Origin of the sequence: Caballeronia sp. S22, assembly GCF_964261745.1 — a bacterium.
Lineage (GTDB): Bacteria > Pseudomonadota > Gammaproteobacteria > Burkholderiales > Burkholderiaceae > Caballeronia > Caballeronia jiangsuensis.
Genome location: NZ_OZ180038.1, coordinates 442,711 through 468,261, shown reverse-complemented (window position 1 = coordinate 468,261; position 25,551 = coordinate 442,711). Strand labels below are relative to the sequence as shown.

Sequence of the window (25,551 nt, the reverse complement as noted above, 5' to 3'; positions counted from 1 at the left end):
CCGGCGCATCGCACGTTCACACGGAGGCGGTATGAATCATACGCACGAGAAGTATGAACGGCTCATCGAGGTTTGCAGGACGCTGCCGCCGCTCGTGGTGGCGGTTGTGCATCCGTGCGACCGGACATCGCTGGAAAGCGCGGTCAAGGCGCACGAGATGGGCCTGATCTCGCCGCTTCTCGTCGGACCGCGCGAGCGCATCCGCGAGGTCGCGGAGGAATGCGGGCTGAACATCGCGGGCTTGCCGATCGTCGATGCGCCGCACAGTCACGCGTCCGCGGAAAAGGCGGTGGAACTCGTGCGCGAGGCGAAAGCAGAAGCGCTCATGAAAGGCAGCCTGCACACCGACGAAGTCATGGCCGCCGTCGTGAAACGCGAAGGCGGCCTGCGCACGCAGCGTCGCGTGTCGCACTGCTTCATCATGGATGTGCCGGGCCACGAGAACGTGCTCATCATCAGCGACGCCGCGATCAATATCGCGCCGACGCTCGCCGACAAGGTCGATATCGTGCAGAACGCGATCGATCTCGGCCACGCGCTGCGTCTCGAAGAGGTCCGGGTCGCGATCCTCTCGGCGATGGAAACGGTGAACCCGAAAGTGCCGTCGACGCTGGAGGCAGCCGCGCTCTGCAAGATGGTGGATCGCCATCAGATCACCGGCGCGCTCGTCGATGGTCCGCTCGCGCTCGACAACGCGATCGATCTCGAAGCGGCGAAGACGAAGAAGATCGATTCGCCCGTCGCGGGGCGCGCGAACGTGCTGATCGTGCCGGATCTCGAAGCGGGCAACATGCTCGCGAAGAGCCTCTCGTTTCTCGCGGGCGCGGATGCGGCGGGCATCGTGCTCGGCGCGCGCGTGCCGATCATCCTGACGAGCCGCGCCGACTCGCTGCAATCGCGGCTCGCGTCGTGCGCCATCGCCTCGCTCGTGGCGTCGAAACGCCGCGAAGAAGCGCAAGTGGCGGGGTAAATCATGGCCGACGTCATTCTGGTTCTCAACGCGGGTTCATCGAGCATCAAGTTCAGCGCGTTCGATGTCGAAGGCAAGGCGCTCGAACTCGTCATGCACGGACAAGTGGAAGGGCTCTTCAGCTCGCCGCATTTCGTCGCGTTCGATGCGAACGGCGAAAAGACCGGCGAGCATGCATGGGGCGAAGGCGTCAGGCTCGAACATGCCGAAGCCATCGCGCATCTCGGCGCGTTCCTGCGCGGGCATGGCGCAGGGCATCATCTGATCGGCGTGGGGCATCGCGTCGTGCATGGCGGCGCGCATTTCACGAAGCCTGTGCTGACGAGCCCCGAAGTGCTCGACGAACTCGACAAGCTCACGCCGCTCGCGCCGCTGCATCAGCCGCACAATATCAAGCCGATTCGCATCATCGCCGAGCGCAATCCGGGCCTGCCGCAAGTCGCCTGCTTCGATACGGCGTTTCACGCTACGCAGGCGCCGCTCGCGCAGGCGTTCGCGCTGCCCGAATCGATCACGAAGAACGGCGTGCGGCGCTATGGCTTTCATGGCCTCTCGTACGAATACATCGCGAACGCGCTTCCGGATATCGCGCCCGAGGCGGCGAGCGGACGCACGGTCGTCGCGCATCTGGGCAACGGCGCGAGCCTGTGCGCGATGCACGCGGGCAAGAGCGTCGCGAGCACGATGGGTTTCACCGCCGTCGACGGTCTCATGATGGGCACGCGCTGCGGCAATCTCGATCCGGGCGTGATCCTGTATCTGCTCGACGAGCTCGGCATGAACGCACGCGAGATCGAAGACCTGCTGTATCGACGCTCGGGCTTGCTGGGCGTATCGGGCATCTCTGGCGACATGCGCGCGCTTCTCGCGAGCAGCGACGAACGCGCGCGTTTCGCCGTCGATCTCTACGTGTATCGCATCGCTCGCGAGATCGGCTCGATGAGCGCCGCGCTGCAAGGGCTCGATGCCATCGTGTTCACGGCGGGCATCGGCGAGCATTCGAAAGAGATACGTCAACGTGTGTGCGAGCAGGCGGCATGGTGGGGCATCGAGCTCGATGCTAAAGCCAACGAGAGCGGCGGCCCGCGCATCAGCACGGCGTCGAGCAAGGTGAGCGCGTGGGTGATTCCGACCAACGAGGAACTGATGATCGCGCGTCACGCATTGACGTTGATCGAAGGAGCATCCGCATGACGCTCACCGTGCCACAGCCCGTGCTGAAGGGCGCGAAGGCGCTCGTCACCGGAATCGCCAACGAGCATTCCATCGCGTATGGCTGCGCGAAGGCGTTCCGCGAACTGGGCGCCGATCTCGCCATCACCTACGCCGACGACAAGGCGCGGCCGTATGTCGAGCCGCTCGCGAAGGATCTCGAAGCGCCGATCTTCATGCCGCTCAACGCATCGAGCGAGGCCGAACTCGACGCGGTGTTCGAGCGCATCGCGAGCGAGTGGGGCACGCTCGATATCCTCGTGCATTCGATCGCGTGGGCGCCGAAGGACGATTTGCAAGGCGGCTTGCTGAACTGCTCGGCGGACGGCTTCGCGAAGGCGATGGACATCTCCTGCCATTCGTTCGTGCGCATGGCGCGGCTCGCGGCGCCGCTCATGAAAAACGGCGGCGCGATGTTCACGATGAGCTATCACGGCGCGAACAAGGTCGTGCCCAATTACAACGTGATGGGCCCGGTGAAGGCCGCGCTCGAAGCGTGCGCGCGCTATCTCGCCTACGAGCTCGGTCCGCAGGGCATTCGCGTGCATGCGATCTCGCCGGGCCCGCTCAAGACGCGCGCGGCGTCGGGGTTGAAGGACTTCGACCTGCTGCTGACCGAAGCCGCGGAGCGCGCGCCGCTCGGCGAACTGGTGGACATCATGGACGTCGGCTTCACCTGCGCGTTTCTCGCGACGCCTTTCGCGAGGCGGATGTCGGGCGAAACGCTCTATGTGGACGGCGGCGTGCACATCATGGGATGAAGCATGTTCAACTGGCTGTTCAGGCGCGAGGACACCACATCGCGCGAGGACGTCCGGCAGGCGCTCGATCGCATCGTCGCGGTCGCGCCTCAGGTGAAGCTCGCGAATCGCTACGAGTCGCGGATCAAATCGGTCATCGGCAAGACGCTCGACCATGCGCATGAACTCGTCGGCGCGCTGCCCGCGCCGCGCGATGCGACGCCCGGCGCATGGGCGGACGATCCTTATCTGCGCGCGAAGTTCGCGACGCCCGACGACATCACTAAAGTCATCGGTGAGTCCCGCGACGTGCGCGACTGGTTCGACGGCAACATCGCCGCCGACTACGCCTTCGCGGTGCTGGGCGCGACGCTCGTCGAGCGAAGCGTGCTCGTCTCGGCCGTCGAGAACGGCGCGATGCGCTCGGACGTCGCGCGCACGGCGGTAGGCTTCGAAGACAAGCGCATGCGCTTTTGCAGCGACACCGACGAAGCGCTCAGGCAGGAACTCGTGCAGCGGATCGTCGAGCAGTTCGCGCTCGAAGCGATGTCGCGCGTCGCCGGTCAGGAAGCGCGGCGCGACGCGCTGCAGGAACATCGCGCGCTGCTGAGCGCGCGCATGCACATGCTCGGCCGGCGCGGCGCGGGCATGAGCCGCCTGACCGCCGCCGCCGATGTTGCGGGCGACGCCTCACGGCTCCAGCGCGATTTCGAGGAAAACGAAGCCGCACTCTCCGCGCTGGGCTCGCCCGCCGATTCCATCGAGACGCAGCTTCAGACGATCGTCGATCTGCTCGCCGATCCGGCTGCGCTCATCTCCATCGCGCACCGCGAGCTGTGCCTGAACCAGATGAATCTGCTGATGGACGCGCGCTGCGACGAACCTCATGCGGATATCGCGATCATGCTCGCGCGCCTGCCGACGCAGCCGCCGCAGACGCGCGCGGTCGAGATCGTGCGCATCGCGCGGCGCGATGTGCCGCCCGCCGGCGCCGCGTTCGACGAGGCCGCGCGTTTCGTGCTGTGACACCCCGGCTTTACTGAGGCATGCCGCCCTGAATCGCCTTCGCGATGTCGCGGCTCACGCTCGCGAGCGCGCGGCTATGCGCGGCCACGAGCGCATTCCAGTCGCCGCCTGTGACGGGCTCGCGCACGAGCGAGCGGCCGGTCAGCGCGTTGTCGTCGCCGAAGCGGCGCACGGACCAGTGCGCGTCGACCGTGACGGCATCGCCGGGAACGGACTCGAACTGCTGGATATCGACGCGCACGCGCAAGGCCTGCGGGTCCGCGAGCGCACGCGAAGCCGGCGCCACGCGATCGGAGCCGAGCAGCAACGTGAGATCGCCGGCGATGGCATCCGCGATGCCGCTGTTGAGCGGCGCACCCCAGCGCGCGTATTCGTTGAACGCGACTTCGTTGTTCGTGTTGCGCGTGACGATCTGCGGCCGGTCGACGAGGTCGGGCACCGTCACCGGCCCGACGATCACGGGCCGCGAGTTCGTGCGCGCGGCCGTCGCGGCGAGCGAGGGATCGGCGCTCAGCCGGTAGAAGCTCGCTTGCGGCGAAGCGCATGCCGCGAGCAGAGCCGTAAGAAAGAGAGAGAGCAGAGCGGGCCGCATCACTTTTTGTCCTCCGGCTTGCCGCGCAGCAATGCTTCCGGATGCTGCTGCAGATAGTCCGCGAGACTGCGGAACGAGGCCGCCGTGCGCGTCAGTTCGCGAACCGCTTCGGCCGTGTCCTGCTGCAGGCCCGAATCCGGCATGAGCGTCGAATGCGCCGCATCGAGCGCGGCGCGCGCGGCGGCGAGCGTGGTCGCGGCTTGCGGCACGACTTGCGTGTTGAGGCCCTGCATCAGCGCGGTCGTGCTGTTGAGCGTCTGCCGTGCGCTCGCGGTGAGTTCCTCGATCGGCAGCTTGTCGATGCGCGTCATGATGCGGTTCATCGAATCCTGCAGCGATTCGAGGCCGCTCGGGGTCGTCGGCAATTCGGGCGGCGTGCGGTTCCAGTCGATGCTCGCCTTCTTCGCGGTCGGGAAGAAATCGAGCGAAACATACAACTGGCCGGTGAGCAGGCTGCCCGTGCGCAACTGCCCGCGCAGGCCGCGCGACACGAGCACGTCCGCGAGCGCGCGCCGGTCGGACACGACGCGTCCGCTCTTCGGCTCGACCGCGAAGCGCGACGTGAAGCGCTCCGGATAGAGCCTGATTTCGACCGGTATGCTGATGCGCTTCGTGACCGGATCGAAGCGCGTGTTGATGGCCGCCACCTCGCCGATCTGGATGCCGCGGAATTCCACCGGCGCGCCCACGGCGAGCCCGCGCACCGAGCCTTCGAAGTTGAACACGTAGGTGTCGACGATGCGCTCCTGCACGCGCAGCGCTTCGGCGCGCGTCGGGAACAGGTTGAAGGTCGTGTCGGGCGGCGCCTCGGACCAGCTGAGCGACACGGCCGGCGTCTCGAACGCGAGCCCGCCGATCAGGATCGACACGAGCGATTGCGTGTTGACCTTGAGCCCGTCGGTGCCGAGCGTCACGTCGATGCCGCCCGCCTGCCAGAAGCGCGAGTCCGCGTTCACGTAGCGGTCGTAGGGCGCATTGACGAATATATGCAGCGTGACGCCGCTGCCGTCCTTGTCGAGTTCGAAGGCCGTCACCTGGCCGACCTGCAGGCGGCGGAAATACACCGGCGTGCCGACATCGACCGAGCCTAAGTCCGTCGCCTTCAGGACGAACTGCCGTCCGGGCACATCGCTCGCGAACACCGGCGGCGTTTCGAGGCCGGTGTAATCGCGCCGGTCCTGCTTCGCGTGCCCGATATCCATGCCGATATACGCGCCCGACAGCAGCGTGCCGATGCCCGACACCGAGCCGCCCGCCACGCGCGGCCGGACGACCCAGAAGCGCGTGTCGTCGACGAGCATGTTGGTCGCGTCGCGCGTCAGCTCCGCCGTGGCGACCACATGCTTGTAATCCTTCGAGAGCGCGACCGATTTCACGAGGCCGATGTCCACATCCTTGAACTTGATCTTGGTCTTGCCGGCTTCGATGCCTTCGCCCGTCTTGAAGGTGATCGTGACAGTCGGGCCCTGTTCGAGCACGGCTTTCGCGGCGAGCCAGACGCCGATCACCACCGCGATGGCCGGCACGACCCATACCCAGGGAATGCGCCAGCGCTTTTTCGGCGCGACTTCCGCATCGGGGATATCGCCGGGCGTGTTCATCGTCGTTCATCCCGAGGCGGCGCGAAGTCCCAGATGAGGCGCGGATCGAACGACATCGCCGCGAACATCGTCAGCACGACGACCGCGCCGAACGCGATCGCCGCCGGACCGGCCTCGATCGTCGCCATCGCGCTGAACTGCACGAGCGCGACGAGCACGGCGATCACGTAGATATCGAGCATCGACCAGCGGCCCACCAGCTCGACGATGCGGTAGATGCGCGCGCGCCGCAGGCCTTGCTGCGACATGCGCAGATTCGCGGTCGCGGCGAGATAGCCGATCGCGAGAATCTTGAGCATCGGCACGGCGATGCTCGCGATGAACACGATGATCGCGAGCGGCCACGATCCCGAATGCCACAGATACGCGACGCCGCTCATGATCGTGTCCTTCTGCGCGCCGAAGAGCGAGCTCGTGTTCATCACCGGCAGCAGGTTCGCGGGGATGTAGAGGATCGCCGCGGAAATCAGGTACGCCCACGTGCGCGACAGGCTCGCGGGCTTGCGCAGATGCAGGTGCGCGCCGCAGCGCGGGCAGCACAGATGGTCATGACGCAGCGTGCCGCGCGTGGAGAGCCCGCAATCGTGACAGACGCAGATGCCGCTCGCCGCCGCCGTGCGCCCGTGAAGCGGCGTGTCGGCGGGCATGCCGGGCGGCGCGCCTTCGATGCGCATCCACATCGCGCGCTCGTCGAAGGCGGACGTCGCCGCGACGAGCAGCAGCATCAGCGCCGCGAGCGACCACAGCGCCGGCCCCGTGACCACCGACGCGATATGCGCGAGCTTCACGACCGCGACCAGCAGGCCGAGCATCAGCACTTCGGTCATGCCCCAGTTGCGCGCGACGCGCAGCAGACGGAAGACGGCGTCGGCGTGCCACGGCCTGCGGTTCAGATACAGCGGCAGCAGCAGCCACACCATGCCGAGCGCCTGCAGCGCGGGCATCAGGATCGTCGTGATGAAGATGAGGCCGGCGAGCGGCCACATGCCGTCGCGATAGAGCACGCGCACCGCGCCGATCAGCGTCGTCTCGACGACATCGCCGTTCACCGCGAGGCCGACGATCGGAAACGCGTTCGAGATCAGCCACAGCACGAAGGCGGCGAGCGCGAAGGCGAGCGCGCGGTCGAAGCCGCGTCCGCGGCGGCGATAGAGCACGGCGCGGCAACGGCAGCAGCGCAGCGTGCCGCCGGGCGGCACGACGCCTTCGCGCTGCATCAGATCGCATTCGTGGCACGCAATGAGCGGCCGCGCTGCGCGATCGTCGGATGTGACCGTGTTCATTGCACTGTCTGGGAAGCGGGCTGGTCCGGCTTGGCCGTATCGGCGGATGGCGTCGCGGATTGTTGCTGCGTCGTCATCTTGTCGGCCGCGACGACCCAGCCGCCGCCCATCACCTTGTAGAGCGTGACGAACGACACGAGCGCGGCGGCCTGCGTCTGCGCCTGCGAAAGCTCGGCGTTGAAGAGGCTGCGCTCGGCGTCGAGCACTTCGATATAGCTCGTGTAGCCGCCTTCGTAGCGCGCCCGCGCAAGCCGCGAATACGTGGCGAGCGCGGTGACCTGGCGGCCCTGCACTTCGAGCTGCTCGTGCAGTTTCTGCGACGCGATCAGCGCGTCATCGACTTCCTGGAACGCGACCTGGATCGACTTCTGATACGTGAGCAACGCCGCCTGCTGCTGCGCTTCGGCCGACTGCACCTGGCCGGAGATATTGCCCGCCGTGAAGATCGGCTGCGTGATCTGCCCCGCGAACGCCCACACGCGCGCCGGCCCCGTGAAGAGCGACGAGAACTGGCCGCTCGCGGTGCCGAAGAGGCCGGTCAGCGAAATCTGCGGGAAGTAGAGCGCGCGCGCCGCGCCGATGAGCGCGTTGGCCGCGACCAGATCCTGTTCCGCCTGACGCAGGTCGGGACGCCGCTCCAGCAGGTCCGACGGCAGGCCCGCCGGGATCACCGGGGTCGCGAGTTCGTTGAGCGTCCGGCCGCGCACGATCGGCCCCGGATTCGCGCCGAGCAGCACCGAGAGCGCGTCTTCCTGCTGCGCGATCTGGGTTTCGAGTTGCGGAATCACCGCGAGCGAGGCTTCGTATTCGGACTGGCTTTGCGCGAGTTCCATCTGCGAAACTTCGCCGCCTTCGAAGCGCAACGTGAACACATGAACCGACTCGGCGCGGCTCTGCGTCGTCGCCTTGGCGATTTCGAGCTGCTTGTCGAAGCTGCGCAGATTCAGATACGCCGACGCCACCGACGCCACCAGCGACAGGATGGTCGCGCGCCGTCCTTCCTCGCTCGACAGCAGGTTGGCGCGCGCGGCCTCGGTAAGCCGCCGGTTGCGGCCGAAGAGATCGAGTTCCCACGACGCCGACACCGACGCCTGGAAGTCGTTGTAGACCGGCCCGAAGCCGTTGAGCGGCTGCGGCCCCGCCGCCGACGCGCGCTGCCTCGCCGCCGACGCCCCCGCCGATATCTGCGGGAACAGCGCGGCGCGGGTCGTCACGAACTGGCCCATGAACTGATCGACGCGCGCCGCCGCGATCTTCACGTCCTTGTTGTTCGCGAGCGCCGTCGAGATCAGCTCGTTGAGCACCGGGTCCTGGAACTCCTGCCACCATTCGGTGTTCGCGGTATCGGCGACTTCGGCCGTGGCGAAGCGAAACGTCGCCGGCGTATCGACCGGCTGACGCGAATAATTCGGACCGAGCAGGCAGCCGGAGAGCGCTAGCGCGGCGGCGAAGCTGGCGAAAGTGCGCCGCATGTCAGTCTCCCTTGTCCGGGGCGGACGGCGAGGCATTCGAACCGCTTCCCGATGCGTTCTGGGACGGCTTCGCATCGGTGGCGGCGGGCGCTTCGTCGGCTTTCTTTTTCTTCGAGCGCGAGGACATCGTTTCCAGTCCCCAGAAGAACATCGGGATGAAGAACACGGCGATGACGGTCGCGCCGAGCATCCCGCCGATCACGCCCGTGCCGATGGAATGCCGGCTGTTCGCGGATGCGCCCGTCGCGATCGCGAGCGGCACGCAGCCGAGAATGAACGCGAGCGAGGTCATCACGATCGGGCGCAGGCGCTCTTCGGCGGCGGTCATCGCCGCGTCGTAGACGGACGCGCCCGCCTCGCGGTTCAGCACGGCGAACTCGAAGATGAGAATCGCGTTCTTCGCCGCGAGCGCGACGAGCATCGTCAGCCCGATCTGGAAATACACGTCGTTGTTGAGGCCGCGCAGGAGAATCGCGAGCAGCGCGCCGAAGATCGCGAACGGCACCGCCATCAGCACGCCGAACGGCAGGCTCCACTTCTCGTATTGCGCCGCGAGGATCAGGAACACCATGATCAGGCCGAACACGAAGACGAGCGCCGACGAACTGCCCGACTGCTTCGCTTCGTAGGCCTCGCCGCTCCACCCGACGCCGTAGTCCGTTGGCAAGCCCCTTGCGATATCTTCCAGCGCGTCTATGACCTGTCCGGACGCGTACCCTGGCGCGGCGTTCGCCGTGATCTTCACCGCGGGGAAGTTGTTGAAACGCGTGATGAGATCGGGGCCCGTCACATAGCGCGTCGTGACCATCGCCTTGAGCGGCACCATCTCGCCGGACTTGCTCTTCACGAAAATCTGCGTGAGATCGTCCGGCTTCAGCCGGTACTGCGGCTCCGCCTGCAAGATCACCTGCCAGAGCCGGCTCGACCGGTTGAACTGCGACACGTAGAGCGAGCCGAACATCGTCTGCATCGCGCTATAGACGTCCTCGACGGGTACGCCGAGCGTTTCGGCCTTGTCGCGATCGACATTGGCGAGCATCTGCTGCGACGACGCGTTGAAGGTCGAGGTGACGCCCGTCAGTTCCGGGCGCGCCTTGGCCTTGGCGACGAAATCGTCCACGATGGCGGCGAACTGCCCGATGGTCGCATCGCCCTTGCTCTGAATCCACATCTCGGTGCCGCCGGTCGTGCCGAGACCCGGAATCGACGGCGGATTCAGCGGCACGACGATGCCTTCCCTGATCTGCGACAAGTGCTTGTACGCATCGACGAGCACCGCGCGCGCGTTCTGCGTACGGATATTGGCCGACTTATAGCGTTCCTCGAAACTCTTGAAGCCGACGAAGAACGTCGACGAGTTGTTCTTGTTCTGGCTATCGAGAATGCTGAAGCCATCGACGGTCGTAATGCTGCCGACCGCCGGCTGCTTCATGAAGTACTCGGTCACGCGGTCGGACACCGCGCCGGTGCGGTCGAGCGACGCGGCATCGGGCATGATCACCGCGCCGAGCAGATAGCCCTGATCTTCCGGCGGCAGGAACGCGGTCGGTATGTCGCGCATCATGACGACGGCGAGCGCGATCATGCCGATGAAGAGCAGCAGCGCAATCGCGAAACGCTTGATGATGAGCCGCACGACGCTCGTGTAGCCGTGCGTCATGCGCAGGAACTGGGCATCGAACCAGCGGAAAAAGCCTTTTTTCTCGTGATGCCCGGGTTTGAGCAGCAGCGCGGCGAGCGCGGGCGACAAGGTCAGCGCGACGATGCCCGAGATCACCACCGAGATCGCTATCGTGATGGCGAACTGCTTGTACATCTGCCCCGTGATGCCGGAGAGGAACGCCACCGGCACGAACACCGCGCACAGCACGAGCACGATGGCGACGACCGGCCCCGCCACTTCGTCCATCGCTTTCTTGGCGGCGGTCTTCGGATCGAGCTTGTGCACGGTCATGTTGCGCTCGACGTTCTCGATCACCACGATCGCATCGTCCACGACAATCCCGATCGCGAGCACCATGCCGAACAAGGTCAGCATGTTGATGGAGAAGCCGAGCGCCTCCATGCCCATGAACGTGCCGACGATCGACACCGGCACCGCGATCACCGGAATCAGCGTGGCGCGCAGGCTTTGCAGGAACACGAACACGACGATCACGACCAGCACGACCGCTTCGAAGAACGTATGCACCACGTCGGAGATGGACGCGCGCGTGAACTCCGTCGTGTCCATCGCGACTTCGTAGTCGATGCCCTGCGGGAACGTCTTCTTCATCTCGGCGAGCGACGCGCGCACCTGCTTCGCCACGTCGAGCGCGTTCGCGCCCGGCTGCTGATACACGGCGAGCACCGTCGCCGATTTGCCCTGGAAGCGGCTGCGGATCGAATAATCTTTCTGCCCGAGCTCGGCGCGGCCCACGTCCTTCAGGCGCACGATCGCGGCGCCGCCCGATTGCGCACGGATGATGATGTTCTCGAACTCGGAGGGCTCGGTGAGCCGCCCGGTCGTCGTCACCGCGAAGGACTGCTCGACGGCCGCGCCCGTCGGCGATTGTCCGAGACGGCCCACGGCGAACTGCTGGTTCTGGTTCGCCACCGCGCGCTGCACGTCCGCGGCGGTGATGCCGAGCTGCGCCATGCGATCGGGTTTGAGCCAGATGCGCATCGCGTAATCGGGCGTGCCGAAGATACTCGTCTGGTTCGCGCCGGGAATGCGCTTGAGCGCGTCGAGGACATACACGTTCGCGTAGTTCGCGATATACGTCGCGTCATAGCGTTCGTCGGGCGAATAGATGGCGATGACCATCATGAAAGCCTGCGACTTCTTCTGCACCTGCACGCCCTGCGCGGTCACCGATTGCGGCAGTTGCGGCAGCGCGAGATTCACGCGGTTCTGCACGTCGACCTGCGCGAGCTCCGGGTTGGTGCCGATCTGGAAGTAGGCGTTGATCGTCAGATTGCCCGTCGACGAACTCGACGAGCTCATGTAGATCATGTTGTCCGCGCCGTTGACCTGCTGCTCGATCGGCGCGGCGACGTTGTTCGCGACCACGTCCGCGCTCGCGCCCGGATAGGTCGCGGAGATCGTGATCTGCGGCGGCGTGATGTCGGGATACTGCGCGGTGGGCAGCGCAAGCATGCACAGCGCGCCGCCCAGCGTGATGACGATCGATATGACCGACGCGAAAATCGGACGGTCAATGCAGAAATGTGAAATGTTCATTGGCCTCTTCCGCGCGACATGCTTCCGATAGACGTCAGATCAAATCACTTTTCGCCTGCGCTCTTCGTTTGCCCGGCCGACGCCTCCTGCGCGCCCGACGCCGGCGCCGCGGGTGCGGCCGAAACGCGAATCTGCGAATCCGCGCTGACCCGGATCGCGCCATCGACGATGACGCGCTCGCCCGCCTTCAGGCCGCTCGTGATGAACCAGTCGTCGCCGTGCCATTCGCCGACTTCGACCACACGCTGGTGCGGCTTCGATTGCTCGTCGAGCACCCACACGAAGTGGCTCTTCGCGCCCTGCAGCACGGCGCGCTGCGGCAGGAGAATGGCGTTGGGCCGCACCGCGCCCACAACGCGCGCCTTCACGAACTGCCCGGGCCGCAGCGTGCCCTGCGGATTGGCGAACACCGCGCGCACGAGGAACGTGCCCGTCTCCGTGCTGAACGCCGGATTCGTGAAGTCGATGCGGCCGGTCTGCGGAAAGACCGAGCCATCGGCCTGAATGACGACCACATCGAACTTGTTGTCAGGCGGAAAGTGCAACTGGCCCGTCTTGATCTGCTCGCGATACTTCAGCAACTCGTTCTCCGAGATGCTGAAGTTCACCCACATCGGGTCGAGCTGATAGACGGAGGTGAGCAGGCCCGATTGCGTCGGCGTCACGTAGCTGCCTTCCTGCACGTGCGCGAAGCTGGACAGGCCCTTGAGCGGCGAGCGGATCGTCGTGTAGCTCAGATTGAGCTCCGCGGTCTGCACCTCGCCTTTCGCGGCGATGACGGCGGCCTGCGCGCTCTTCTCGTTGCCGACTGCGTCGTCGAGATCTTTCTTGCTCAACGCGTTCATCGCGGCGAGCGGCTTCACGCGCGAGAGATTCTGCTGTGTGACGAGGAGGCGCGCATCCTGCTGCGCGAGCGAACCCTTCGCGGTCTGCAGCGCGGCTTCGAAGGGGCGTTTGTCCATGAGGAACATCACCTGCCCGGCCTGGACGAGCGAGCCTTCCGTGTACATGCGCTTTTCCAGGAAGCCGTCGACGCGTGCGCGTATCTCGACCTCGCGCGAACTCTGCGTCTGCGCGGTGAATTCGAATTCGACGGGCGTCGACTGCGCGGCGACGGTCACGACAGTGACATCGACGGCGGGCTTCTGCGCTTCGGGCGGCGGCTTCTTGCACGCCACGAGCGCAAGCGACGCCATCGTGGCGACAGCGACGAGACGCAACGCGCGCATCGGGCGCGACGGTTGAGCGAACGAGCAGCAGTCCAGCATCTGTTCCGACACGAACGCCATAGGCGCCTCCCTCTTGGGATGGCCGATCGTTGATGAGCGAGCGCGCCCGGGAAGGCGCCTCGCCACGACATGCTCGCGGTTGCGTTTCAGCGAAGGCGTGCCTTCGCCGTGCGATGAAATCGCGGGACAGGAATCTTTGGCGACGTCAGCGAGCGCGAGCCTGATGCTTTTGATGTGTCGTAGCTGCCTCCGGTTTTGGCGGTCGAGTTATAGCCAGAGATGCTCATTGTTTCGCCACTGTGTTGCGTGACGTGTCTACTAATAGCCGAATACGGATGAAAACGCTATAGCGTTTAATGCCATTTCGACTGAGGCGGCGGATCGGGACGCGCAGCAATTACTGCTGGCTTTGGTTTGCAGGCCGACGGGATCGCCGGCTGCGGCGGGAAGCTATGGATTGCTTGGCAGTCTGTCGAACGGGCGTGCCGGAATTTGGCCGGCGTGCTGCTTGTCACAGGTGCCCGAACAGCGCCCGCGGCCGGTCCCTCAACGTACCCGCGAGCATTCTCAGGCCGCTGACGAGCTGATCGCGGCTTTCGGCGCACGCGAGATTGATGCGCACGCCATGCTCGATCTCCGAGCGGTCCACCGCGAACGCCGACGACGGCATCACCACCACGCCGCGCGCCTTCGCGTTCGCCGCGAAATCGTCGGCGCGCCACGGCAGCGGCAGCTTCAGCCAGACGAACATGCAGGCCGGATCGGACTGAAGGAGATCCTGCGGCAGCAACTCGCGCGCGAGATCATGCCGCGCGCGAATCTCGGCGAGCTGCGCGTTCATGATGTGCTGCGCGGTGCCATCCTCCATCCAGACGGCGGCAATCAGCATCGATAGCGGAGCGGGCATCCATGCCGTCGTGCGCACGGCCTCCGCACAAAGCGCCGAATTGTCCTGCGGGCTCAGCAGATAGCCGAGCCGCAAGCCGGGCGCGAGTATCTTCGAGGTCGCCGAGATGTGGAACGTCAGCTCGGGGCACAGGCTCGCGAGCGTCGGCAGGCGTTGCGCGACGAGCGGGCCGTACACATCGTCCTCGATGATCGCCACGCCATGCCGCCGCGCGACATCGACGAGCGCCATGCGCCGTTCGAGGCTCATCGTCGTGACGGTGGGATTCTGCAGATTCGGCACCGTGAAGATCGCCTTCACCGGCATGCGCCTGCACACGCGCTCGACCTCGTCGATGAGCAGGCCGTCGCGGTCGCTCGGAATGCCCACGATCTCGAACTGGAACACCGGCGCGAGCGCTTTCAGCCCGTAATACGTGAGCTGATCCGCGAGGATCACGCCATCCGTGCCGATCAGGCTGTTGAGCACCGCGTACAGGCCGTGCTGCGCGCCGCTCGTGACGACGACCTGATCCGCGGTGGGCGCGAAGCCCGGCGCGCTCATCCAGCGCGCGCCGGCGGCGCGCGCCCATGAAGGGCCCTGCGGCGGCTGATATTCCTGCAACTGCGCGAAGCGCGGATCGCGCGGCAACTCGCCCAGCGTGCGCGCGAGGCAGGCGAGGAATTCGCCGGTCGCGGGCCGGTTCACCGTCAGGTCGATGACCGCGCTGCCCGAACTCGCGGGCGGCGTCTCGACGCTCGGCATCGCGCCGCCGGTCACGAGCGAGCCGCGCCGCTTGCTGCCGATCACGAGGCCGCGCAACTGCAATTCCTTGTACGCGCGCGACACCGTGGACACATTGATGCCCAGGTCGCTCGCCAGTTGCCGTTGCGGCGGCAGACGGCTGCCGGGCGGATAGACGCCGCTGCGGATTTCCTTCTCGATGGAGCTGGATACCTCGATATAGGTCGATCGCTTGGTCGCGCCGTCGCCTTCGCCGTTCGCGGTCAGCGTCTGATCCTTGTCGGAAGCCATGAATCTCTGTCTCCATACAAACGATGCTTTGTCCGCGATTTGTGCGGAAGTCAGGCGATTCTAACCCAGAGTGGCCGCGATGCAATGCCCGCGTAAGCGCCAACGCGCGTTGGAGCGCTTCTGCAAGACCCGCTCCAGCCGCACTCAGGGAAAATCCCATCACCACACAATAGCGTTTTTAATTGCACACAAAAAAATCTTGTGTGATTCTAGTATCAGAGTTTGTCTGGTGTGCGCTGGGTTTTTGCATCAGCCGCGCGTCCGATTCATCCGATCTTTGTCCGCAGGAGATTTCCCCGATGTCCTTGCCTCAAACCTCTCAACCCAAGCTCGGCGCGGCGTTGCGCCAGCGTCACGTCACGATGATCGCGCTCGGCGGCATCATCGGCGCCGGGCTGTTCGTCGGCAGCAGCGCGACGCTCGCGACAGTCGGCCCGGCGGCGTGCGTGTCGTATCTCGTCGCCGGCATCGTCGTGCTGATGGTCATGCGCATGCTCGGCGAAATGGCGCTCGCCGTGCCCGGCGTCGGCTCGTTCACCGAATACGCGCGCATCGGCCTCGGCAACTGGGCCGGCTTCACGAGCGGCTGGCTCTACTGGTACTTCTGGGTGATCGTGGTCGCGGTGGAGGCCGTTGCGGGCGCCGCGATATTGCAGCGCTGGATACCGGCGCCGGTCTGGGTCATCGGCCTCGTGCTCTTGTCCGTGATGACCGTGATCAACCTGCTCTCGGTCAAGTCGTACGGCGAATTCGAGTTCTGGTTCGCGTCGATCAAGGTCGCGGCGATCATCGTGTTCATCGCGATCGGCGCGGGCTATCTGCTCGGCTTCGGGCACACGGGCAGCGCGGTTACGCATCTCACCGGCAATCGCGGCTTTCTCCCGTTCGGCGCGATGTCCGTGTTCGCCGCCGTGCCGACCGTGATCTTCGCGGTCGGCGGCGCGGAAATCGCGACCATCGCCGCTGCCGAATCCGACGATCCCGCGAAGAGCGTCGCCGCCATGACGCGCTCGGTGATCCTGCGCGTCATCACGTTCTATGTCGGCTCGCTGTTCCTGATCGCGTGCATCGTGCCGTGGGGCAGCATCGTGACGGGGCATTCGCCGTTCGTTGCCGCACTGGAGACGATGCGCATTCCCTACGCCGCCGACATCATGAACGCGATCGTGCTCGTCGCCGTGTTGTCCGCGCTGAACTCGGGCCTGTATGTGTCGTCGCGCATTCTGTTCCGTCTCGCCGAACGCGGCGATGCGCCGAAGTCGCTGCTCGGGCTCACGCCGCAGAAGGTGCCGCGTCTCGCGGTGCTGCTGTCGAGCGTGGTCGGCTATGTCGCGATTGTCGCGGCGATCGTGTCGCCGCAGGGCGTGTTCCTGTTCCTCGTGAACGCATCGGGCGCGGTGATGCTGTTCGTCTATCTCGCGACGGCGCTCGCGCAGATCCGCATCCGCCGACGCATCCAGAAAGAAGCGCCCGAGCGTCTCACGCTCAAGATGTGGCTCTTTCCGTGGCTATCGTATGCGGTGGTCATCGCGATCGTGGGCGTGCTCGCGGCGATGGGCGCGGACCGCGAACTGCGTCCGCAACTGATGGCGAGCCTCGCAAGTCTCGCGGTGGCATCGGCGGCGTACCTGTTCGCGGCGAAGCATCATCGTCGTCAGGAAGAGAGCGAATCGGCGACGGGTTTTCTGTCGCATGAAGGCGAGCTTGCATGGAAGGGGCGTGACTGATGTCGAATGTGGCGATCATCGGCGCGGGGTTCATCGGCATGGCGAGCGCGGCCTGGCTCATGCGCGACGGTCACGGCGTCACGCTGTTCGATCCGTCGGGCGTGGCGCAGGGCGCGTCGTTCGGCAACGCGGGCACCTTCGCGCCGTACGGATGCGTGCCGGTGAACAATCCGTCCGTGTTCCGCGATATCCCGCGCTTTCTGTTATCGAACGACAGCCCGTTCAGATTGCGCTGGAGCTATCTGCCGCAACTCGCGCCGTGGCTCGCGCGCTTTCTGATGAGCTCGCGGCGCGCGAACTTCGAAGCGAGCGCGCAGGCGTTGTCGGCGCTGCTCTCGCGTGCGCAGGAAGGCTATGCGCCCTTGCTCGAAGAAGACGGTCTCGCGCGTTTCGTGAAGCCGCGCGAGTGTCTGTATCTCTATTCGAGCGCCGCATCGTTCGATGCATCGCGCGATTCGCTCAGCCTTCGCGAACGGCTCGGCGTGAGCTTCGACGTGCTCGAAAGCGGCGCGATCCGCGAACTCGAACCGCAGCTCGCGCCGATCTTCGCGCGCGGCGTGCTGTTTCGCGATAGCTGGCATTTCACCGATCCCGCCGGTTTTCTGGAGGCCTTGTATGAACGGCTTGCGGCGCGCGGTGCGCAACTTGAGCGCGCGAAGGTGGACGCGATAGAACCGGACGCGCAGGGCGTTTCATTGCGCGTGAACGGCGATGCGCGCCGCTTCGATCATGTCGTCGTCGCGACGGGCGCGCGCTCGCGCGAGTTCGCGCATCAATGCGGCGACGACGTTCCGCTCGATACCGAGCGCGGTTATCACGTTCGTTATGCATCGGCGTCGAACCTGATATCGCGGCCGTGCGGCTGGGCGGAGCGCGGCTTCTACATGACGCCGATGAGCGATGGCATCCGCGTCGCGGGCACGGTCGAGCTCGCGGGCTTCAGCGAAACGCGCAACCGCGCGCTGCTCGATCTCGTGACCGTGTCGTCGAAGCGCGCGTTGCCCGCGCTCGGCGCGCCGGACCGCGAATGGCTCGGCTTTCGTCCCACATTGCCTGATGGTGTGCCGGTGATCGGCGCGTCGAAGGCGAGCGAGCGTGTTGTGTATGCGTTCGGGCATCAGCATCTCGGGTTGACGCTCGCGGGCGTGAGCGGACGCATCGTCGCCGATCTGATCGCGCGGCGCGCACCGCCGCTCGATCTCGCGAGCTATCGCGCGTCGCGCTTTCACTGAGCGCGGCACGCATTCGCATGAGACCTGTTCGCGGTGTCGCGCCGCGAGCGGGCCGTATGAAAACTGGCGCGACGTCCAACCATGTGGAGCACGAACATGAACCGCCGCTTTTTGCTTTCGAGCCTTGCCGCAGGCGTGCTTGCCGCGCATATGCCGATGTCGTGGGCCGCCGATCCCGAAGTCGTGAAGATCGGCTTCGTCGGGCCGTTGACGGGGCCGGTCGCGCGCGTCGGCAAGGATTTGCAGTACGGTGCGCAACTCGCGATCGATGAAGAGAACGCGAAGCATCCGACCGTCGGCGGCAAGCCCGTCAAGTTCGAACTGGAGGTGTACGACGATCAGGCCGATCCGCGCGTCGCGATTCAGGTCGCGCAGAAAGCGGTGGATAGCGGCATCGTCGGCGTGATCGGGCATTACAACTCCGGTTGCAGCATTCCGGCCTCGACGGTCTATCATCAGGCGAATGTCGCGATGATCACGCCCGGCTCGACGAACCCGCAACTCACGAAGCAGGGCTTCAAGAACGTGTTTCGCACGATGGGCCATGACGGCGTGGGCGGCGTGGTGGCGGGGCGCTTCGTCGTGGAGCAGATGAAGCCGAAGCGCATCGGCATCATCGACGATCGCACCGCGTTCGGGCAAGGTCTCACCGATTCGTTCGAGAAGGGCGTGAAGGAGGCGAACGGCAAGGTCGTCGCGCGTGAATACACCAACGACAAGGCCGTGGACTTCCGCGCCATTCTCACGACTATGAAGAGCCAGAACGTCGATCTGATCTTCTTCGGCGGTCTCGATGAACAGGGCGCGATGCTCGTCAAGCAGATGCGCTCGCTCGGCATGACGACGCAACTCTTCGGCGCGGGCGCGCTGAAGAGCAATGCGTTCCTTCAGATAGCGGGCACGTCGGGCAACGGCACGCAGGATCTCGAACCCGGTCCCGCGCTCGACAAGCTGCCTTCCGCGCAGGAGTTCGGCAAGCGCTACAAGGCGCGCTTCAATCAGGATGTCGAGTTGTATGCGCCTTTCGCCTACGATGCCGCGCTCGCGATGATCAAGGCCATCCACGATGCGAATTCGCTCGATCGCGGCAAGATCGTCGAGGCGCTCGCGAAGGTCAACGTGACGGGCGTGACCGGCAAGATATCGTTCGATCCGTACGGCGATCTGATCAAGCCGCCCTATACGCTCTTTCAGGTCGAGCAGGGGCAATGGAAGAGTTTGAAGACAGTCGGCGGAAGCGGCGTATGAGCTTCAGCGAAACCGTAGGCGTTCGCACGTATCGTTTCGACGATCTCGCGACGCTGCTCGCGAAGGCGAGTCCGCGACGTTCCGGCGATGAACTCGCGGGCATCGCCGCGGCGACGGAAGAAGAGCGCGCGGCGGCGAAGCTGGCCTTGTCGGCGGTGCCGCTGCGCGCGTTCATCGAAGAAGCGTTGATCCCGTACGAAGACGACGAAGTCACGCGCCTCATCATCGACGAACATTCGAAGGAAGCATTCGCCGCCGTGTCGCATCTCACGGTCGGCGAGTTCCGCGAATGGCTGCTGGCCGATTCGACCGATACCGCCGCGCTCGTCGCGGTGTCGCAGGGGCTCACGCCGGAGATGGTCGCGGCGGTATCGAAGCTGATGCGCAATCAGGACCTCATCCTCGCCGCGAAGAAGCGCCCGGTCGTCACGCGCTTCAGGAACACGGTCGGCTTGCCCGGACACATGTCGGTGCGCCTTCAGCCGAATCATCCGACCGACGATGTGCAGGGCATCGCCGCATCGATGATCGACGGCCTCATGTACGGCTGCGGCGACGCGATGATCGGCATCAATCCCGCATCGGATTCGCCGCAGGCGATCGGCAAGCTGCTCGCGATGATGGACGCGTTTCGCGAACGCTACGACGTGCCGACGCAGACCTGCGTGCTGACCCACGTGACCAACACGCTCGCGGCGATGGAGCAGGGCGCGCCGGTCGATCTCGTGTTTCAGTCGATCGCGGGCACGCAGAAGGCGAACGCATCGTTCGGCATCTCCATCGCGTTGCTGCAGGAAGCGTATGAAGCGGGATTGTCGTTGAAGCGCGGGACCGTCGGCGAGAATCTCATGTACTTCGAGACGGGGCAGGGCAGCGCGCTGTCCGCGAACGCGCATCACGGCGTGGATCAGCAGACGTGCGAAGCGCGCGCCTATGCGGTGGCGCGCAGGTTCAATCCGTTTCTCGTGAATACAGTGGTGGGCTTCATCGGTCCGGAGTATCTCTACGACGGCAAGCAGATCATTCGCGCGGGCCTCGAAGATCATTTCTGCGCGAAGCTGCTTGGCGTGCCGATGGGTTGCGACGTCTGCTACACGAATCACGCGGAAGCCGATCAGGACGACATGGACACGCTGCTCACGCTGCTCGGCGCGGCCAACGTGAACTTCATCATGGGCGTGCCCGGCGCCGACGACGTGATGCTGAACTATCAGAGCACCTCGTTTCATGACGCGCTCTATGTGCGCGATGTGCTCGGCCTGAAACGCGCGCCCGAGTTCGAAGCGTGGCTGCAGGCGATCCAGATCACGAATGCGCGCGGCATGCTGAGGGAACAGACGCAATGGCCCGCGCTGATCGACTGGATGAGGGCGTGATGAAAGTCAGCGCGAATCCGTGGGAAGCGTTGCGCCGCTTCACCGATGCGCGCATTGCGCTCGGACGCGCGGGCAGCAGCGTGCCGACCGCGCCGCTGCTCGCGTTCAATCTCGCGCACGCGCAGGCGCGCGACGCGGTGCATCGGCCGCTCGATGTCCCGGCATTGCAGGACGAACTGACGTCGAAGGGATTCGAGAGCGCCACGGTTTGCAGCGCCGCGCCCTCGCGCGATGTCTACTTGCGGCGTCCCGATCTCGGACGCCGCCTGAACGAGACGAGCGCGACACAACTCGAATCGCACACGAAGGACACGGACCTCGTGTTCGTCATCGCCGATGGACTTTCATCGAACGCGGCATCGACGCACGCGATCGCGCTCATCGAAAGAACCGTCGCGCGGCTCGACGGCTGGCGCATCGGTCCTGTCGTCATCGCGACGCAGGCGCGCGTGGCGCTCGGCGATTGCATCGGGTCGATCCTGAAGGCGCGCATCGTTGCCGTGCTGATCGGCGAAAGACCGGGGCTCAGTTCTCCGGCGAGTCTCGGCGTGTATGTGACGTACGATCCGCGTCCGAGTCGCAGCGATGCGGAGCGCAACTGCATATCGAACGTCCGCCCTGAAGGACTGCCCTACGATGCAGCCGCGTTCAAGCTCGCGTGGCTCCTGAACGAGGCGCGCTCGCGCAAGCTGACGGGCGTTCTTCTGAAGGACGACAGCGCGATAACGCTGCCCGGGCGAACGATCGATCGCCTGTCGCGCGCATGACTGCGCACCCGATGCTTCGCGTAAACCCCGTCGAAAGAAAGTGCCTCGCGTAAGAAACGGGTAAGCGGACGCTTTTACCTTAGTCTCCAGCGCATCGAAAGCAAAAACTCGCCTGAAAAGTATGCGCGAGGGCATTGCATGACGTCCCCGTCCGGGGATGTTCTTATTCATACGCATCGCTGACCGTTCGCGCGCCGCGCCGAACGCGGGCGTTTTCGCACGCAGAAAAGAGACATTCATGCAGGAGACGGAAATGGATCTCAAGATCGTAGAAAAAATCAAGTCGAGCGCCGCATACGGCGAACTGGTGCGAAAACGCTCGAAGCTCGGCTGGACGCTGACCGCGCTCGTGCTGGTCGTGTACTACGGCTACGTGTTGCTGATCGCGTTCGACAAGGATCTGCTCGCCGCGAAGATGGGCGCGGGCGTGATGACCTGGGGCATGCCTATCGGCCTGTTCGTGATCGTCTTCACGGTCGTGATAACGGGTCTCTACGTGCGCCATGCCAACAGCACGTACGACGAACTCACGGACAAGATCAAGCGGGAGGCCGCATGAAGCCGCAACATATCTTCGCATCGGGCGCGCTCGTCGCGGCTTCCTCCAGCGCCTTCGCCGCAGGCGGCGATCTCGGTCAGGCGGTGAAGCAGGCGACCAACTGGACCGCGATCTGCATGTTCATCGCGTTCGTGATCGCGACGCTCTTCATCACCAAATGGGCCGCGAAGAAGACGCGCTCGGCCGCCGAGTTCTATACCGCGGGCGGCGGCATCACGGGCTTTCAGAACGGGCTTGCGATCGCAGGCGATTTCATGTCGGCGGCCTCGTTTCTTGGCATTTCGGCGGCGGTCTACAGCAATGGTTACGACGGCCTCATCTATTCGATCGGCTTTCTCGTCGGCTGGCCGATCATCACGTTCCTGATGGCCGAGCGCCTGCGCAATCTCGGCCGCTTCACCTTCGCCGATGTCGCCGCATACCGCTTCAAGCAGACGCCGATTCGCGCGTTCGCCGCGTCGGGCACGCTCGTCGTCGTGGCGTTCTATCTGATCGCGCAGATGGTCGGCGCGGGACAACTCATCAAGCTGTTGTTCGGCCTCGAATACTGGATCGCGGTGGTGATCGTCGGCGCGCTGATGATGGTGTACGTGCTCTTCGGCGGCATGACGGCGACGACGTGGGTGCAGATCATCAAGGCGTGTCTGCTGCTCGCGGGCGCTTCGTTCATGGCGTTCATGGTGCTGTGGCAATTCCACTTCAGCCCCGAGGCGCTCTTTGCGAAGGCAGTCGAGGTGCACGAGAAGAAGGAATCGATCATGGGTCCGGGCAACTTCATCAAGGACCCGATCTCGGCGATCTCCTTCGGCATTGCGCTGATGTTCGGCACGGCCGGTCTGCCGCACATCCTGATGCGCTTCTTCACCGTGCCCAACGCGAAGGAAGCGCGCAAGTCGGTGTTCTGGGCGACGACGTGGATCGGCTATTTCTACATTCTCACGTTCATCATCGGCTTCGGCGCGATCGTGCTGGTGAGCACCAATCCGATGTTCAAGGATGCGGGCGGCAAGCTGCTCGGCGGCACGAACATGGCGGCGGTGCATCTGGCGAACGCGGTCGGCGGCAACGTGTTCCTCGGCTTCATCTCGGCAGTGGCGTTTGCAACCATTCTCGCGGTCGTCGCGGGGCTGACGCTCGCGGGCGCGTCGGCGGTGTCGCATGATCTCTATGCAACCGTGTTCAAGAAGGGCCAGGCGTCGAGCAAGAGCGAACTGAAGGTGTCGCGTATCACGACGATCGTGCTCGGCATCGTCGCGGTGGTGCTCGGCATCGTGTTCGAGAAGCAGAACATCGCGTTCATGGTGTCGCTCGCGTTCGCGGTGGCGGCGTCGGCCAACTTCCCGGTGCTGTTCATGTCGGTCCTGTGGCGCGGCTGCACGACGCGCGGCGCGGCGATCGGCGGCTTCCTCGGTCTGTTCTCGGCGGTCGCGATGACGGTGCTCTCGAAGGCCGTGTGGGTCGATGTGTTCCACTACGCGAGCGCGCCGTTCCCGTATGCATCGCCCGCGCTGTTCTCGATGGCGATCGGCTTCATCGGCATCTGGCTCTTCTCGGTGACCGACAAATCCGCGCGTTCGCGCATCGACAAGGCCGGCTTCGAAGCACAGACGGTTCGCTCGGAGACGGGCATCGGCGCGGTGGAGGGCGCGAGCCACTGAAGTCCTGACGGCGGCGCGTTCTCCGATGCGCCGCCGCCGGCGCGATTCGTATACCGGAGATGCCGGGCGCGTCGCGAATGGCGAGTAAAAAATGCGTTAAGCTCGATGCAACTGAATGCACGAAGCTTCTTACGCATTGGAGCGAGCCATGGAATTGCAGTGCCCCAGTCTTTTCGAGCAATCGGCATATATCGGCGGCGCGTGGGTCGACAGTACTTCGCTGCCGCGCGTGCCCGTCACCAATCCTTCCACGGGCGAGATCATCGGCACCGTGCCGCAAGTCACGGCGGAGCAGGTGACCGAAGCCATCGACTGCGCGAACGCGGCCTTGCAGGACTGGCGCAACTGGAGCAGCCGCGAGCGCGCGTCGGTGCTGAGGGAATGGGCGCGGCTCGTCGAACATCATCGCGACGATCTCGCCATCATCCTGTCCACCGAGCAAGGCAAGCCGCTGCACGAAGCGCGTTCCGAAATCACGCAGGCCGCGAACTATCTCGACTGGTTCGCCGAAGAAGCGCGCCGCATCTACGGCGACAACATTCCCGCGCCGCGCCGCAATCAGCGTATCCGCGTGCTGCATCAGCCGGTAGGCGTGTGCGGCGCGATCACGTCATGGACGTTTCCCTCGTCGATGGTCGCACGACGCGTCGGCGCCGCGCTCGCGGCGGGCTGCACGGTCATTCATCATCCTGATCCGCAGACGCCGTACTCCGCGCTCGCGCTATGCGCGCTCGGCGAGAACGCGGGCTTGCCGCGCGGCGTGCTGTCCGTGCTGACGGGCGAGGGCGAGCCGATAAGAAGCACGCTGCTCGCGAGCCCCGGTGTGCGGAAAGTGTCCTTCACCGGTTCCATCGACGAAGGCAAGCGGCTGATGACCTTGTGCGCATCCACCGTGAAGAAGATGTCGCTCGAACTGGGCGCAAACTGCCCTTTCATCGTGTTCGACGACGCCGACATCGACCTTGCCGTGAAAGGCGCGCTCGATGCGCGTTTCCGTCACTCGGGTCAGGCGGCGATGTGCGCGAACCGCTTTTTCGTGCATGAAGACGTGTACGAGACCTTCGTCGCGAAGCTCGTTTCGAAGGTCGCGTTGCTCAAGGTGAGCGACGGACTGGACGAAGGCGCGCAGATCGGTCCGCTCATCGACGACGCGGCGGTGGTGCGCATCGAAAGTCTCGTCGATGAAGCGGTGAGGCTCGGCGCGAAGATCGCGGCGGGCGGATCGCGTGTCGCGCCCGGATCGAACTTCTTCAGGCCGACGGTTCTGACGGGCGTCGATCCGTCGATGGGCGTGTGCGGCGACGAAGTTCTCGGGCCGATAGCGAGCGTGCTCCAGTTTCGGGACGAGGACGACGTCATCACGCTCGCGAACGATACGCGCACCGGGCTCGCGTCTTACTTCTACACGGCGGATATCAGCCGCGCGTTCCGCGTGATGGAGGCGCTCGAATGCGGTGTCGTCGGCGTGAACGACAGTCTCGTGTTCAACGAGGTCGCGCCGTTCGGCGGCATCAAGGAATCGGGGATGGGGCGCGAAGGGGCGTCGTCGGGTGTGGAGGAGTATCTGGAGGCGAAGTATGTTTGTTTTGGGAATCTGGAGCCTTGAGGTCTCAGCCCGCCTGCGTGCGCGACGTGTCGACTGGGCAGGCCTTTATAATCGCCGCTCCCGGCGTCGACCGTTCAAACCGAGCAGTGGCGCAGTCAAGAAAGCAAAA

At 65.1% G+C, this 25,551-nt stretch carries 19 protein-coding genes; 12 read left to right on the top strand and 7 right to left on the bottom strand.

What is annotated here, in order from left to right; all coding sequences use genetic code 11:
• The first annotated feature begins 31 nt into the window (after positions 1 to 31).
• From ACEN42_RS28825 to ACEN42_RS28810, 4 genes are read left to right on the top strand one after another with little or no spacing between them, the layout of a single operon-like run.
• Entirely contained in the window at positions 32 to 970 is a 939-nt protein-coding gene (locus tag ACEN42_RS28825; RefSeq protein ID WP_187604001.1) for a phosphate acetyltransferase, read from the top strand.
• 3 nt (positions 971 to 973) lie between these two features.
• Positions 974 to 2,164, top strand: coding sequence for an acetate/propionate family kinase (locus ACEN42_RS28820; RefSeq protein ID WP_371883888.1), 1,191 nt, complete (start codon positions 974 to 976; stop codon positions 2,162 to 2,164).
• Positions 2,161 to 2,943: an enoyl-ACP reductase FabI gene (fabI, locus tag ACEN42_RS28815; RefSeq protein WP_035501325.1), complete on the top strand. Its 783-nt coding sequence runs from the start codon at positions 2,161 to 2,163 to the stop codon at positions 2,941 to 2,943. The genes ACEN42_RS28820 and fabI overlap by 4 nt, the downstream gene beginning before the upstream one ends.
• A gap of 3 nt (positions 2,944 to 2,946) precedes the next feature.
• Positions 2,947 to 3,948, top strand: a complete 1,002-nt coding sequence (locus ACEN42_RS28810; RefSeq protein WP_371883887.1) for a hypothetical protein — start codon at positions 2,947 to 2,949, stop codon at positions 3,946 to 3,948.
• A 10-nt stretch (positions 3,949 to 3,958) separates the two neighbouring features.
• On the opposite strand, the gene ACEN42_RS28805 is transcribed toward ACEN42_RS28810, so the two are convergent.
• The 7 genes from ACEN42_RS28805 to ACEN42_RS28775 form a co-directional block, all read right to left on the bottom strand.
• A complete protein-coding gene (locus tag ACEN42_RS28805; protein WP_371883976.1) occupies positions 3,959 to 4,540 on the bottom strand; it encodes a membrane integrity-associated transporter subunit PqiC in 582 nt (193 codons plus the stop codon).
• Positions 4,540 to 6,141 carry an intermembrane transport protein PqiB gene (locus ACEN42_RS28800; protein WP_187604004.1) on the bottom strand — a complete coding sequence of 534 codons (1,602 nt, stop codon included), beginning with the start codon at positions 6,139 to 6,141 and terminating at the stop codon, positions 4,540 to 4,542. Before ACEN42_RS28800 ends, ACEN42_RS28805 begins: the two co-directional genes overlap by 1 nt.
• Positions 6,138 to 7,424, bottom strand: a complete 1,287-nt coding sequence (locus ACEN42_RS28795; protein WP_371883886.1) for a paraquat-inducible protein A — start codon at positions 7,422 to 7,424, stop codon at positions 6,138 to 6,140. Before ACEN42_RS28795 ends, ACEN42_RS28800 begins: the two co-directional genes overlap by 4 nt.
• Positions 7,421 to 8,896, bottom strand: a complete 1,476-nt coding sequence (locus tag ACEN42_RS28790) for an efflux transporter outer membrane subunit (RefSeq protein WP_187604006.1) — start codon at positions 8,894 to 8,896, stop codon at positions 7,421 to 7,423. Before ACEN42_RS28790 ends, ACEN42_RS28795 begins: the two co-directional genes overlap by 4 nt.
• A 1-nt stretch (position 8,897) precedes the next feature.
• Complete coding sequence (locus ACEN42_RS28785) at positions 8,898 to 12,119, bottom strand: efflux RND transporter permease subunit (protein ID WP_187604007.1); 3,222 nt, start codon at positions 12,117 to 12,119, stop codon at positions 8,898 to 8,900.
• A 44-nt stretch (positions 12,120 to 12,163) separates the two neighbouring features.
• On the bottom strand, positions 12,164 to 13,408 hold the full coding sequence (locus tag ACEN42_RS28780) for an efflux RND transporter periplasmic adaptor subunit (RefSeq protein ID WP_238211102.1): 1,245 nt from the start codon (positions 13,406 to 13,408) through the stop codon (positions 12,164 to 12,166).
• Positions 13,409 to 13,859: 451 nt separating this feature from the next.
• The gene (locus ACEN42_RS28775; protein WP_371883885.1) at positions 13,860 to 15,269 is read right to left on the bottom strand and encodes a PLP-dependent aminotransferase family protein; all 1,410 of its coding nucleotides are present in this window, start codon (positions 15,267 to 15,269) and stop codon (positions 13,860 to 13,862) included.
• 299 nt (positions 15,270 to 15,568) lie between these two features.
• Between ACEN42_RS28775 and ACEN42_RS28770 the strand changes: the two genes are divergently transcribed.
• The 8 genes from ACEN42_RS28770 to ACEN42_RS28735 all read left to right on the top strand — a co-directional run bounded on the left by ACEN42_RS28770 (position 15,569) and on the right by ACEN42_RS28735 (position 25,442).
• Positions 15,569 to 16,996, top strand: a complete 1,428-nt coding sequence (locus ACEN42_RS28770) for an amino acid permease (RefSeq protein ID WP_371883884.1) — start codon at positions 15,569 to 15,571, stop codon at positions 16,994 to 16,996.
• Entirely contained in the window at positions 16,996 to 18,228 is a 1,233-nt protein-coding gene (locus ACEN42_RS28765) for an NAD(P)/FAD-dependent oxidoreductase (RefSeq protein WP_371883883.1), read from the top strand. Before ACEN42_RS28770 ends, ACEN42_RS28765 begins: the two co-directional genes overlap by 1 nt.
• Positions 18,229 to 18,324: 96 nt before the next feature.
• Positions 18,325 to 19,476, top strand: a complete 1,152-nt coding sequence (locus ACEN42_RS28760; RefSeq protein ID WP_371883882.1) for a branched-chain amino acid ABC transporter substrate-binding protein — start codon at positions 18,325 to 18,327, stop codon at positions 19,474 to 19,476.
• Positions 19,473 to 20,852 (top strand): ethanolamine ammonia-lyase subunit EutB, encoded by a 1,380-nt coding sequence (locus ACEN42_RS28755; RefSeq protein ID WP_238288738.1) that lies wholly within the window; start codon positions 19,473 to 19,475, stop codon positions 20,850 to 20,852. The genes ACEN42_RS28760 and ACEN42_RS28755 overlap by 4 nt, the downstream gene beginning before the upstream one ends.
• Positions 20,852 to 21,619: an ethanolamine ammonia-lyase subunit EutC gene (gene eutC / locus ACEN42_RS28750; RefSeq protein WP_371883975.1), complete on the top strand. Its 768-nt coding sequence runs from the start codon at positions 20,852 to 20,854 to the stop codon at positions 21,617 to 21,619. Before ACEN42_RS28755 ends, eutC begins: the two co-directional genes overlap by 1 nt.
• A gap of 253 nt (positions 21,620 to 21,872) precedes the next feature.
• Positions 21,873 to 22,178, top strand: coding sequence for a DUF485 domain-containing protein (locus ACEN42_RS28745; protein WP_035501389.1), 306 nt, complete (start codon positions 21,873 to 21,875; stop codon positions 22,176 to 22,178).
• Positions 22,175 to 23,836: a cation acetate symporter gene (locus ACEN42_RS28740; protein WP_371883881.1), complete on the top strand. Its 1,662-nt coding sequence runs from the start codon at positions 22,175 to 22,177 to the stop codon at positions 23,834 to 23,836. Before ACEN42_RS28745 ends, ACEN42_RS28740 begins: the two co-directional genes overlap by 4 nt.
• Positions 23,837 to 23,984: 148 nt before the next feature.
• Positions 23,985 to 25,442 (top strand): NAD-dependent succinate-semialdehyde dehydrogenase, encoded by a 1,458-nt coding sequence (locus tag ACEN42_RS28735; protein WP_371883880.1) that lies wholly within the window; start codon positions 23,985 to 23,987, stop codon positions 25,440 to 25,442.
• Positions 25,443 to 25,551: the final 109 nt, after the last annotated feature.

Excerpts from the sequence above, each read along its gene's own strand:
- ACEN42_RS28825 (WP_187604001.1), top strand. The coding sequence starts at position 32 with ATGAATCATACGCACGAGAAGTATGAACGGCTCATCGAGGTTTGCAGG.
- eutC (WP_371883975.1), top strand. The coding sequence starts at position 20,852 with ATGAAAGTCAGCGCGAATCCGTGGGAAGCGTTGCGCCGCTTCACCGAT.
- ACEN42_RS28820 (WP_371883888.1), top strand. The coding sequence starts at position 974 with ATGGCCGACGTCATTCTGGTTCTCAACGCGGGTTCATCGAGCATCAAG.
- ACEN42_RS28760 (WP_371883882.1), top strand. The coding sequence starts at position 18,325 with ATGAACCGCCGCTTTTTGCTTTCGAGCCTTGCCGCAGGCGTGCTTGCC.
- ACEN42_RS28810 (WP_371883887.1), top strand. The coding sequence starts at position 2,947 with ATGTTCAACTGGCTGTTCAGGCGCGAGGACACCACATCGCGCGAGGAC.
- ACEN42_RS28740 (WP_371883881.1), top strand. The coding sequence starts at position 22,175 with ATGAAGCCGCAACATATCTTCGCATCGGGCGCGCTCGTCGCGGCTTCC.
- ACEN42_RS28735 (WP_371883880.1), top strand. The coding sequence starts at position 23,985 with ATGGAATTGCAGTGCCCCAGTCTTTTCGAGCAATCGGCATATATCGGC.
- ACEN42_RS28800 (WP_187604004.1), bottom strand. The coding sequence starts at position 6,141 with ATGAACACGCCCGGCGATATCCCCGATGCGGAAGTCGCGCCGAAAAAG.
- ACEN42_RS28755 (WP_238288738.1), top strand. The coding sequence starts at position 19,473 with ATGAGCTTCAGCGAAACCGTAGGCGTTCGCACGTATCGTTTCGACGAT.
- ACEN42_RS28765 (WP_371883883.1), top strand. The coding sequence starts at position 16,996 with ATGTCGAATGTGGCGATCATCGGCGCGGGGTTCATCGGCATGGCGAGC.
- ACEN42_RS28770 (WP_371883884.1), top strand. The coding sequence starts at position 15,569 with ATGTCCTTGCCTCAAACCTCTCAACCCAAGCTCGGCGCGGCGTTGCGC.
- ACEN42_RS28775 (WP_371883885.1), bottom strand. The coding sequence starts at position 15,269 with ATGGCTTCCGACAAGGATCAGACGCTGACCGCGAACGGCGAAGGCGAC.
- ACEN42_RS28780 (WP_238211102.1), bottom strand. The coding sequence starts at position 13,408 with ATGGCGTTCGTGTCGGAACAGATGCTGGACTGCTGCTCGTTCGCTCAA.
- ACEN42_RS28745 (WP_035501389.1), top strand. The coding sequence starts at position 21,873 with ATGGATCTCAAGATCGTAGAAAAAATCAAGTCGAGCGCCGCATACGGC.
- ACEN42_RS28805 (WP_371883976.1), bottom strand. The coding sequence starts at position 4,540 with ATGCGGCCCGCTCTGCTCTCTCTCTTTCTTACGGCTCTGCTCGCGGCA.
- fabI (WP_035501325.1), top strand. The coding sequence starts at position 2,161 with ATGACGCTCACCGTGCCACAGCCCGTGCTGAAGGGCGCGAAGGCGCTC.
- ACEN42_RS28785 (WP_187604007.1), bottom strand. The coding sequence starts at position 12,119 with ATGAACATTTCACATTTCTGCATTGACCGTCCGATTTTCGCGTCGGTC.
- ACEN42_RS28790 (WP_187604006.1), bottom strand. The coding sequence starts at position 8,896 with ATGCGGCGCACTTTCGCCAGCTTCGCCGCCGCGCTAGCGCTCTCCGGC.
- ACEN42_RS28795 (WP_371883886.1), bottom strand. The coding sequence starts at position 7,424 with ATGAACACGGTCACATCCGACGATCGCGCAGCGCGGCCGCTCATTGCG.